The following is a 10771-nucleotide window of genomic DNA, read 5'->3' as shown; positions in this document are numbered from 1 at the left end:
CCAGGAGCCGCCGAAGGACGAGCAAGTCCCCGGCCCGGTGCCGGGTCTGCGGGCGGACTCTGACCGACGCGGGCGAGATGAAACTCATGCGGTGCGAGGACTGCCCGTCGGACATGGACGAGGGGCTCTACGAACGGCTGCGGGAGTGGCGCTCGGGCCAGGCGGAGCTGCTCGGACAGCCCGCGTACTGCGTGTTCACGGACAAGACCTTGATCGCCATCGCGGAGGCCGCACCCGACGAAGAGGGCGAACTGGCCCGGATCCCGGGCGTCGGCGTGCGCAAGCTCAACCGCTTCGGATCTGATGTCCTCGCCATTTGTGCAGGTGAGGAGCGTGTAAGGGGCGCCGATGGCAACTGATTCAAACTCGTCGAAAAAATAGTTTGCGCATGCGCAAGGAAGACCCATAGGTTCTTAAGCACGGGAACGGCGGCTTCTCCGAAGCCCTGGCCCCGTGCTGTACTTAATAGCCCGCAGGATCGGTTTCGGTCGATCCCATAGACGCCGAGAGGAGGCGATTCCAGTGATCAGCATCAACGAGAGCTTCATCAGCACCGCGAAAATGACCGATCGCTCGGTCGTCGCTTCCTGCCTGCTCGGCTTCTCGAACCTGGGCACCGGTCTGTCCGGTGGCATCGCTTCCGCCGCCATCCGTCCGGAGTCCTCTGTCCTGCCTCTGTCCCTCCCGCGCAACGCTCGCACCGCTTCCAACGTGCTTCCGATGCGTGAGGTCAATGAAGGCAGCGAGCGAGCGACCAAGGCACCGGAAGCAGTAGTGACGGCACAGGCGCAGGCCTATGCCTTTGCCGCAGCCGGTGCCGGATCCAAGAAGCAGACGACGCAGCACCAGACGCAGCAGCACCACACGATGTGGGCCTTCCGTGGGCTCGAACCCTGGAGTGATCCAGTCTGATCCTCGATCAGACCGGCGCCTTCCAGGGCCGCGGAACCCCACCCGGGATCCGCGGCCCTTCTGTTTTCCCCAAAACGGGATGACGGAGCGAAGGGGCCGAGCAAGACCCGGTACCAGCCGCCAACCGGCCGACCCAGGCCGGCACGACCAGACGAGGAAAACACCACCGTGCAACTCGAAGCGCACGCCCCGTCCGTACCGCCTTCAGAGACTCTCCCCCCGCCCGCTCCCACGGAGGACCCGACCTTGACTCCCCTGACCGCGCTCACCGCGCTCGACGACGCCATCGAGAACCTCGGTGTACCCGTCCCCTGCCGCGCCTACGACCCGGAGGTCTTCTTCGCCGAGTCGCCCGCCGACGTCGAGTACGCCAAGTCCCTCTGCCGTACCTGCCCGCTGATGGAGGCCTGCCTGGCCGGCGCCAAGGAGCGGCGTGAGCCGTGGGGCGTCTGGGGCGGCGAGCTCTTCGTCCAGGGTGTCGTCGTTGCCCGCAAGCGGCCGCGTGGCCGCCCGCGCAAGAACCCGGTCGTAGCCGCATGAACGCCGCCGGAACGATCGATCGCCCCCTGACGCACGACCCCAAGAAGCAGGCCCCGATGAAGGCAGCCACCGCCGAGCCCGCAGGCTCCGCCACCCCAGACTTCACCAACACCGGTGCGAACGACTCGCGCCAGAACAGGACCCGCGAGATGCAACTCATCCCAGAAGCCATGGCTCGTGCGCATATGCACGAACGCATGCAGGAGGCCGAGGCCCAACGCCCGGCCGCCCGTCTGATGGCGGCCCGCCGGATGCAGCGCCGCGCCGAGCGCGCGTCGCTGCGCGCCAGGCGCGCGCTCGCCATCGCCGTCATGCAGTGACGAGCCGACGAGCTGACTGAGCTACACCACGATGCCCGCGGGGGCCGGTCCGAACGGACCGGCCCCCGCAGTGCGTTGTGCCGGGCGAACCTCCGGGAGCGGCGATATGGTCGCCGGGTGGACCAGCAGACCCCTGATCCCGCGGGTGCCGAGAATCTCGTGTGTTCCCGCTGCGGCACGGTCGCCGAAGGCGCGCCGCCCACCTGGACCTGCTCCGTGGAGAACGGCGTCCGCCGCTACTTCTGTGACTCCTGTGCCCGCGAGAACATCAGAGCCATCGAGGGACGGCTCGACTCCCCCTGGTGGTGAAGTCGATCCGCGGTCTCAGGCTTCGGCCGCCGGATCATCCGCCTCCTGCTCCTGAGGCTCCTCCTCCAGGAAGCCCGGCAGCCACTCCTCGAGCTCGTCGCGCATCCGCACCGTCGCCCCGAGCTGACAGAGCACCCCGATCGTGCTCAACGTCACACGGTGGATCAGCAGATACGACGGCGGGAGGTTCAGCCGCTTGCCCAACTGATAGGCGGGGGAGCGGGGATCGGCCACCCGCGCCGCCTGACCGCGCATCCAGCCGCGGGTGAAGGTGAACTCCTCCACCAGCATCGGTTCGATGATCGGCAGCAGATAGTCGAGGACCGCGTCCGGTTCGAGCTCGACGGACTCCTGGACGAAGTCCTCCTCGCGCAACATCTCGTAGACCGCGTCGGCCTCGCCGTCGAGCGTCATCCGCAGGGAGCGCCCGATGGTCGGCGGCAGGCCGCCCGGCAACCGGTCCACCGTGCCGAAGTCGAGGACCCCGAGCCGCCAGCCGTCCTTCTCGTCGGGCAGCAGACGGAAGTTGCCCGGATGCGGATCGGCGTGCAGCAGGCCGGTGCGCGCCGGCCCTGAGAAGAGGAAGCGGGCGAGGAGCTGTCCCGCCCGGTCCCGCTGCTCCTGCGTGCCGTCCGCGATCACATCCGACAGCGGTATCCCGTCGATCCACTCGGTCACCAGGACCTGCTCGCTCTGGTGCACCACATCGGGCACCACGACATCCGGGTCGTCCGCGAACTCCTCGGCGTGCGCGTGCTGCGCCTGGGCCTCCAAGCTGTAGTCGAGCTCCTCGGAGACCCGGTCGCGCAGCTCCGCGATGAGCGGCTTGATGTCCATCCCCGGAATCAGCGGCCCCAGGAGCCGGGCGAACCGGCTGAGTTGATTCAGGTCGGAGAGCAGCGCCTCGCCCGCCCCCGGATACTGCACCTTGACCGCGACCTCGCGCCCGTCCTCCCACACCGCCCGGTGGACCTGCCCGATCGACGCGGCGGCGGCCGGCTTGTCCTCGAACTCCAGGAACAGCTCGCGCCAGTCCTCTCCGAGCCGCTCCGCGAGGACGGCGTGCACCGTGCGCGTCGGCATCGGCGGCGCCGCTTCCTGCAGCTTCGTCAGCGCGGCGCGATACGGCCCAGCGACCTCCTCGGGCAGCGCCGACTCGAAGACCGACAGCGCCTGGCCGAACTTCATGGCCCCGCCCTTGAGCTCGCCGAGCACCTTGAACAGCTGCTCCGCCGTGCGCTGTTGCAGCTCACGCCCGACGATCTCCGCCGACTTGCCCCCGATCCGCTTGCCGAGCCCCCAGGTCGCCCGCCCGGCGAAGCCGAGTGGCAGAGCGGCCAGTTTGGCGGTACGGGTTACCGCCTTCCGGGGAAGATCAGACATGCGCCCCTCCAAGTCCCAGACAGCCGCGCCTTGTCAGGCGGTTACCCGGCCATTGTGTCGTGCGGCTTCTTGTCCCCGGCGGGGTGTTCCCCCTTATCCACCACACCAGCCCCGCATGGGCACGTGAGATGGGGTGGCACCGGCCGTGCATGCCAGTCGAATCCGGGCGCGGACGCCTCCCAGCGCACCCCCGTGCTCGCCGGCGCCACCCCGTCCAGGAAGGCAAGGGCATGCGCCGCGGCAAGGCCGGCGACCGTGGTCGACAGTGCCAGATCGCAGGCGGTGACATGGCGCGCGCGTCCCGAGCGCCACTGTGCCAGCATGCGCGGCCAGGTGGGATCCCGGTCCGCGCGGTCCAGCGCCAGACACCCCGCACAGGCTGTCGCCCCCGGCAGGACGAGCGGTCCCACGACTCCGGTTCCCTCGATCACGCCCGCATAGAGGTGAGGTGTCCCCGACGAGACGAGCGGCTCGGCGGTGAGCGGATCGGGGGCATGGGCGTCCAGCCCGTCCCGTGGGGCGATGATCACGAGTGAGAGACCCGGCTCCCCTTCTCCCGCAGCCCCCGCTTCCCTCCGGCCCGGGCGGGGCGGCCGGTCCGGAGCCGAATCCCGCACGACCCGTCGCGCCGCCGTGTCCCTGCGGACGCCGACCGCTTCGGCGGGCAGACCGCCCGGCGCCACATCCCAGGGCTCGACGACCCCTCCCTCCACCACGTCGACCTGCCCCACGCCCGCGCCGGACAGAACCGAGGCCACCACCGCGCCCACCCGGCCGGCTCCTCGGACCTGCACCCGCATCGCGCGGCGCGCGGCCAGTTTCCTCATCCCGTCTCCCGGCTCGGGAGTCACGACCGACAGCGAGGCCAGATCCGGGCGCAGCCGGTCCATGGCCTGGCCCCGCTTGCGCAGGGCATCGGCCGCCGCGCCGCCTCCCGTGGCGTCGTCGAGGAGTCCGGCCCTGGACAGCCGCCGCACGAGCCGGTCCACGTGACCGTCGGGCAGGCCCATCCGCCTGCCCTCGTCGCGCAGGAGCGGCAGCCCGCGTGTGCCGTCCAGGAGCTGGAGAAAGCTGCCCGTCGCCGTGTCCACCGGCCCGAGCACCAGGGCGTGCGCGGGCGCCACGCCGAACTGGATGGTGTTCAGATCGCGCCAGCCGCGCCGCAGCGCCGGTTTCAAGATCGGATGCATGGTCGTCCCCCGTGGTCATCCGGCGCTGTCAGTCCCCGTCCGCATCGCCGGTCGACAGCCAGAATGCCCGCCCCGGCCGACAGCCGCCGAGCGTTGTCCACAGGCAGGGGGTATTCGTCGTACTAATCGATCGCACGGGGAGCCATACCCCGCCGAACCGTCCCGGAGGCGGGACTTCCCCCACGCCCAGCGGGTAACGTCGGGGCGTGCCCGCCGACCCACTGCACCGCGCCGGAAACCCACAGCGCAGCACGACCAGCCCGCCGTCACCCGGCTCGGGGACGAGTGCGGTCGAGGTCAGACGGAGCGCCCGCCGCCGCAGAACGGTCTCCGCGTACCGAGAGGGCGATCGCACGGTGGTGCTCATCCCCGCCCGCATGTCCGAGGCCGAGGAACAGCGCTGGGTCAACGTCATGCTCGACAAGCTCGCGGCCCAGGAGAGCAAGCGGGTCCTGGGCGACGCGGAGCTCTCCGAACGCGCCGAGCGACTCTCCGAGCAGTACTTCGGCGGCCGGGCCAGGCCCGCGTCCGTTCGCTGGGTCACGAACCAGAACACCCGGTGGGGCTCGTGCACCCCGTCGGAGGGCAGCATCCGCCTTTCGCACCGGCTGCAGGGCATGCCCGAGTACGTCGTCGACTACGTCCTCGTCCACGAGCTCGCACATCTCCTCGTCCCCGGGCACGGGCCCAACTTCTGGCAGCTCCTCGAGGCGTATCCCCGGACCGAGCGGGCTCGTGGGTACCTCGAAGGTGTGGTCGCGGCCGACCGGCTGCCCCATCTGCCCGCTGCCCGCGACGAGTGAACTTCCGCCGGGCGCGGAGGTTGTGTACCGGGTCTGTACCGGCTTGGCTCGCCGTCGGACTTTCCGGTTAGCCTGACGCGACGCATTTACATTCGGGATGGGGGACGGTCGTTACGTATGGCCAGGGAATTCCAACGCGGCCACAAGGCCAAGATCAGTGACCTCACCGCGGGCACCGATCTGTACGTAGGCGTGCAGATCTCCGCCCCCGGACTGAGCTTCGACATCAGCTGCTTCGGCCTGGACGCGGACGAGCGGCTCTCGGACGACAGTTACTTCATCTTCTTCAACCAGCCGAAGTCGCCCGAGGAGTCCATCCAGCTCCTCGGCGCGCAGGCAGGCGACACGGAGTCCTTCCGGGTCACGCTCGACCGGATTCCGCCGCAGATCAAGAAGTTGTCGTTCACCGCGACGATCGACGGCGCCGGGCAGATGTCGCAGGTCGCCCCCGGCTACATCCGGATCGTGGCGGGTGGCGAGGAAGTCGCCCGCTACTCCTTCAACGGCGCGGAGTTCTCCACGGAACGTGCCGTGATGCTGGGCGACTTCTACCTGAAGGACGTCTGGCGGTTCGCCGCGATCGGTCAGGGCTTCGACGGCGGTCTCGACGCGCTCTTGAAGAACTTCGGCGGCGAGGTCGCCGAGGAGGAGCCCGCGCCGCAGGCACCGCAGGCCCCCGGCACCCCGGCCCCCGGCCAGCCCCAGGGCTACGGCTACCCGGGCCAGCCGACGCAGCCGTACGGCCAGCAGGCCCCGTACGGGCAGCAGCCTCCCTACGGCGCCTACCAGCAGCCCGGCACGATGCCGATGGCTCCGCAGGCGGGTGCGCCCGCGGGTTCGGGCGGTTCGCGGCTCAGCGGCCAGATGAAGATCATCATCGGTGCGGTCGTCGCCATCGCCCTGATCGTCGGCGGCGGTGTCCTCTACGCCACGACCTCGGGCAAGGACGACACCGAGGCGAGCTCCGAGGGCTCGACCGGTGGCGGCAAGGGCGGCGAGGGCGAGCAGAAGGGCGGCGGCAACGAGCAGGGCCCGAGCGGCCCCGGCACGGAGAAGGTCCCGGCCAACACCAGCGCCACCGTCTCCATGCAGCTCCCGCAGCCCGAGGTCCCCAAGGACGACGTCTGGAGCATCAAGGGCTCCTGGCTCACCGAGGACGTCTACGCCAAGGCGGGCGTCAACAAGATCGTCGGCTACGACCCGGCCGACGGCAAGGAGCTGTGGACGCTGCCGCTGGCCGGCCAGACGTGCGCGGGCTCTCGCGAGGTCAGCAAGGACGGCATCGTCGCGGTCGCGTACGAAGAGGCCAAGCGGAGCAAGAAGGGCGACCACGAGACCTGCTCGCAGATCTCCGCGGTCGACCTGAAGGACGGCAAGAGGCTCTGGACGGAGACCATCGACGAGGGCAGCTCGGCAGCCCGGGTCGAGGAGCTCACCATCAGCGGCACCACCGTCGCGGTCGGTTCAAGCGCGGGCGGCGCCGCCTTCGAGATCACCGAGGGCAAGCACCTGTGGGAGCCCACCCCGGGCGATACCTGCCAGGACGAGGGCTACGCCGGCGGCGAGCAGCTCGTCGTCGTCCAGAAGTGCGGTGACTACGGCGACGAGAAGCTCAAGGTCCAGCTCCTCAACTCCACGACCGGCAAGGTCAAGTGGACCTACCCGGTGACGCCGGGCGTCGACAACGCAAAGATCATCTCGACCCGCCCGGTCGTCTTCGGCCAGGACACCCAGGAGATCACCGCGAGCGGCATCACGGATGCCTTCTCGATCGACGACCAGGGCAAGCTCCGCGCCAAGATCTCGCTGCCCGACGGCAAGTACGACCACGACTGCGAGGTCAACGTCGTCTACGCCTGCAGCTCGCTGGCCGTCGGCAACGACAAGCTCTACGTCCCCACCCGCCAGCACGACGGCGGCGGCAGCGAGTACAGCCAGACGAACGAGATCATCGCGTTCTCGCTGGCCACCGGCAAGACCACCGGCGACCGCGCCGACGCGGGCGAGAACGGCGAGATGTTCCCGATCCGCATGGACGGCGGCAACATCCTGGCGTACAAGGACGCGGGCTACGACAAGGGCGCCCAGGTCGTCTCCATCAACGGCAAGACGATGAAGGAGACCAAGCTCCTGGAGACCCCCGCGGCCGAGTCCGTCGGCAGCGCGATCAGCAGCATGGTCCCGAAATCGAACGAACTCCTTTACGGCGACGGCAAGCTGTACCTCGGCAAGGAGCTGATCAGCAAGCCGTACTCGAAGGACGAGAAGGAGTACACGGCCCTGGGCTTCGTCGCCCAGTAGGCCTCGCACCCCCGCGACCTCCGCGTACGCACCGGACGGCCCCGTTCCTCAAGAGGAGCGGGGCCGTTCGGCGTTCCCGCGCGCACCCGTTCCGTGCGCCCGTAGTCGCTCTCACTCCTCCATGGCCGGGATTTGGGCATTCCGGGTCGCTTATCGCCGGTAGGGGGGCGCGACGTCGAACAAGCGTGTAGCTTCCGGGGAATGAGTGGGTGCGGGGCCGGGGGGCCCTCGATCCGTGGGGGATCCGTGGGGGAAAGTGGGGGGTTGCTCGATGGGTGTGCGACTCATGGTGGTCGATGACCACCGACTGCTGGCCGAGGCACTCGCCTCGGCCTTGAAGCTGCGCGGGCACCGGGTGCTCGCCGCGGCCGCGCCCGCGGCCGGGGCGGCGGAGCTGGTCATCAGCCGGGCTCCCGAGGTCTGCCTGCTCGGCACGGCGACACCCGCGGAGCCCGGAATGTTCGATCCGGTCGTGAAGATCAAGCGGGAGCGCCCGCAGGTCGCCGTGGTGGTGCTCGGCCCGGTGCCGAGCCCGCGCGGCATCGCAGCGGCCTTCGCCGCGGGGGCTTCCGGCTACGTACGCCATGACGAGCGCATCGAAGGTGTCGAGCGCGCCATCATGAAGGCCAGGGCGGGCGAGGCCGCGGTCGCCCCGCAGCTGCTCCAGGGCGCCTTCAGCGAGCTGCTCAACCCGGCCGCGCAGCCCGACGACGAGGGGCAGCGGCTGCTTCAGATGCTGACGCCGCGCGAGGTCGAGGTCCTGGTGCGGGTCGCGGACGGCGAGGACACCCGCCTCATCGCCGCCGGGATGGGCATCGCGCCCAGCACGGCGCGCACGCACGTGCAGCGCGTCCTGATGAAGCTGGGCGTCGGATCCCGCCTAGAGGCCGCCGCGCTCGCCGCGCGCACCGGTCTGCTCGACCGCGCGGAACGGCCCGCCGCGGCCTACGCGAACGACACGGAGACGCAGCCGGGGCCCGAGTCACCGGAAGAGTGAACTCGGGCCCCGGCCGGGGGGTGTTACTCGTCTTCCGGTGCCTCGGCGGGCGGCACGGTGGGGCGCAGCCACAGCCAGCCGAGGAAGAAGAGGCCGAGCGCCAGCATGGCCAGGCCCGTCCACAGGTTGATGTTGATGTCCTCGGCCTTGTTCAGATCGGCGTCGGACGGCGAGATCCCGGCGATCGTCACGATGATTCCGTAGACGACGAACAGACCGCCGATGATGCGCCTGATGTCGAAGAGGCGAGCCGCCGTCGCGGACTTGCGCTCCAGCTCGGAGACTTCGTTCTGCAGTTCAGACATGGTTTTCCAGACCTCCGATCGGGATTAGAGCGAGTACGGCAGGTAGCAGGCCGCGGCGAGCACGATCGCGCCCCAGCCCAGCAGCGCGGGCTTGCGGTACCAGGCGTCGTCGCCCTCGGCGGGCGGCTCTTCGATGCCCGGCGCGGTCGTCCCGTACACCAGACCGGCCAGTTCGGCCTCCGGCTTGGGGGCGGTGAAGAGCGTGACCACGACCATCACCACGGCGCCCGCGACGAAGCCGACGATCGCCGAGACGAAGTTGGCGCCCTGGTCGGTCGGGATGTCGATGACGCCCTGCTTGTAGATCCAGAAGTAGTTGACCATCGCGGCGGTGGTGCCCGCGAGCAGGCCCCACACACCGGACTTCATGGAGGCGCGCTTCCAGAACATGCCGATGATGAAGACCACGAACATCGGGACGTTGAAGAAGGAGAACAGCGTCTGCAGGTACCCCATGATGTTCGAGAACGACGAGGCGATGAAGGCCGTCCCGATGGAGGCCAGGACACCGATCGCGGTGATCAGGCGGCCGAACTTCAGGTGGTAGCCGTCCTCGCGGTCCTTGACCACGTACTTGGCCCAGATGTCGTACGTGAAGACGGTGTTGAAGGACGACACGTTCGCCGCCATGCCCGCCATGAACGCCGCGAGCAGACCGGTCACCGCGATGCCGAGCACGCCGTTGGGCAGCAACTCCTGCATCAGGTACGGGATCGCGTCGTTGTACGTCAGGTCCGACCCCGCCGTGCCGATCTTCGGGACGAGTACGGCAGCCACCAGGCCCGGGATCATCACCAGGAAGACGATGAATATCTTCGGGAAGGCGGCGATCAGCGGGGTGCGCTGGGCGGCGGAGAGGTTCTTCGCGGACAGGGCGCGCTGCACCTCGGCGAAGTTGGTCGTCCAGTAGCCGAAGGAGAGCACGAAGCCGAGGCCGAGGATGATCGTCAGCCAGTTCGCGCCCAGCGGGTTGGCGTCACCGATGCCGGTGCCGCCCCAGGCGGTCATGAAGTTCTCGCCGTGCGACTTCTCGATCGACCCGCTCAGGCCGTCCCAGCCGCCGACCTTCTTCAGGCCGATGACGCAGATCGGGATGAGCGCGGCCAGGATCACGAAGAACTGGAGGACTTCGTTGTAGATGGCCGAGGAGAGCCCGCCGATCGTGATGTACGCAAGGACGAAGAAGCCGGCGACCACGATCGCCACCCACTGCGGCCAGCCGAGGAGCGCCTCGACGACGATCGACAGGGCGTAGAGGTTCACGCCCGCGATGAGGATCGCGGCGAACGCGAAGAGCACCGAGCTGAGCAGGTGCGCCGACTTGTCGAAGCGCTGGAGCAGGAACTCGGGGACCGAGCGGACCTTGCTGCGGTAGTAGAACGGCATCATCACGAGGCCGAGGAAGACCATCGCGGGGATGGCGCCGATCCAGTACCAGTGGACGACCGCGACGCCGTACTGGGCGCCGGTCGCGGCCATGCCCAGGATCTCGGTGGCGCCGAGGTTCGCGGCGACGAACGCGAGGCCGGTGACCCAGGCGGGCAGTGAGCGGCCGGAGAGGAAGAAGTCGAGGCTGGTCTTGACGGAGCGCCGGGCGGCGAAGCCGATGCCGAGGACCACGGCGAAGTAGATCGCGAGGATCGCGTAGTCGAGGCCGTTGGTGGGCAGCCGAAGCCCCTCGGCCAGGGTCTGTGTGGGGGACTGCATGGGG

General features: G+C 69.3%; 12 protein-coding genes. 8 read left to right on the top strand and 4 right to left on the bottom strand.

Features of this window, described 5'->3' with window-relative positions:
* From ABD378_RS19260 to ABD378_RS19240, 5 genes are all read left to right on the top strand, one after another.
* A partial coding sequence (locus tag ABD378_RS19260; protein WP_344522159.1) for an HRDC domain-containing protein occupies positions 1–359 on the top strand: 359 nt, incomplete at its 5' end.
* A 163-nt stretch (positions 360–522) separates the two neighbouring features.
* Entirely contained in the window at positions 523–912 is a 390-nt protein-coding gene (locus tag ABD378_RS19255; protein ID WP_344522158.1) for a hypothetical protein, read from the top strand.
* A 168-nt stretch (positions 913–1080) separates the two neighbouring features.
* On the top strand, positions 1081–1452 hold the full coding sequence (locus ABD378_RS19250) for a WhiB family transcriptional regulator (RefSeq protein ID WP_344522157.1): 372 nt from the start codon (positions 1081–1083) through the stop codon (positions 1450–1452).
* On the top strand, positions 1449–1772 hold the full coding sequence (locus ABD378_RS19245; protein ID WP_344522156.1) for a hypothetical protein: 324 nt from the start codon (positions 1449–1451) through the stop codon (positions 1770–1772). The genes ABD378_RS19250 and ABD378_RS19245 overlap by 4 nt, the downstream gene beginning before the upstream one ends.
* A gap of 117 nt (positions 1773–1889) precedes the next feature.
* Entirely contained in the window at positions 1890–2081 is a 192-nt protein-coding gene (locus tag ABD378_RS19240) for a hypothetical protein (protein WP_344522155.1), read from the top strand.
* 15 nt (positions 2082–2096) lie between these two features.
* Here the strand turns inward: ABD378_RS19240 and ABD378_RS19235 are convergent, their stop codons facing one another.
* Complete coding sequence (locus ABD378_RS19235) at positions 2097–3464, bottom strand: ABC1 kinase family protein (protein ID WP_344522154.1); 1368 nt, start codon at positions 3462–3464, stop codon at positions 2097–2099.
* 41 nt (positions 3465–3505) lie between these two features.
* On the bottom strand, positions 3506–4654 hold the full coding sequence (locus ABD378_RS19230) for a ThiF family adenylyltransferase (protein ID WP_344522153.1): 1149 nt from the start codon (positions 4652–4654) through the stop codon (positions 3506–3508).
* Between the two features lie 206 nt (positions 4655–4860).
* Between ABD378_RS19230 and ABD378_RS19225 the strand changes: the two genes are divergently transcribed.
* From ABD378_RS19225 to ABD378_RS19215, 3 genes are all read left to right on the top strand, one after another.
* Entirely contained in the window at positions 4861–5457 is a 597-nt protein-coding gene (locus tag ABD378_RS19225; RefSeq protein WP_344522152.1) for a M48 metallopeptidase family protein, read from the top strand.
* 117 nt (positions 5458–5574) lie between these two features.
* On the top strand, positions 5575–7758 hold the full coding sequence (locus ABD378_RS19220) for a TerD family protein (protein ID WP_344522151.1): 2184 nt from the start codon (positions 5575–5577) through the stop codon (positions 7756–7758).
* A gap of 271 nt (positions 7759–8029) precedes the next feature.
* Positions 8030–8755: a helix-turn-helix transcriptional regulator gene (locus ABD378_RS19215; protein WP_344522150.1), complete on the top strand. Its 726-nt coding sequence runs from the start codon at positions 8030–8032 to the stop codon at positions 8753–8755.
* Between the two features lie 23 nt (positions 8756–8778).
* Here ABD378_RS19215 and ABD378_RS19210 read toward each other — a convergent pair whose 3' ends face one another.
* Positions 8779–9060: a hypothetical protein gene (locus tag ABD378_RS19210; RefSeq protein ID WP_344522149.1), complete on the bottom strand. Its 282-nt coding sequence runs from the start codon at positions 9058–9060 to the stop codon at positions 8779–8781.
* Between the two features lie 24 nt (positions 9061–9084).
* Positions 9085–10767 carry a sodium:solute symporter family protein gene (locus ABD378_RS19205; protein ID WP_344522148.1) on the bottom strand — a complete coding sequence of 561 codons (1683 nt, stop codon included), beginning with the start codon at positions 10765–10767 and terminating at the stop codon, positions 9085–9087.
* Positions 10768–10771 lie beyond the last annotated feature (4 nt).

It is taken from the genome of Streptomyces rectiviolaceus, from assembly GCF_039533825.1.
Classification (GTDB): domain Bacteria; phylum Actinomycetota; class Actinomycetes; order Streptomycetales; family Streptomycetaceae; genus Streptomyces; species Streptomyces rectiviolaceus.
Note: the sequence above shows the minus strand (reverse complement) of the source record. Positions and strands in the feature narration are given on the sequence as shown.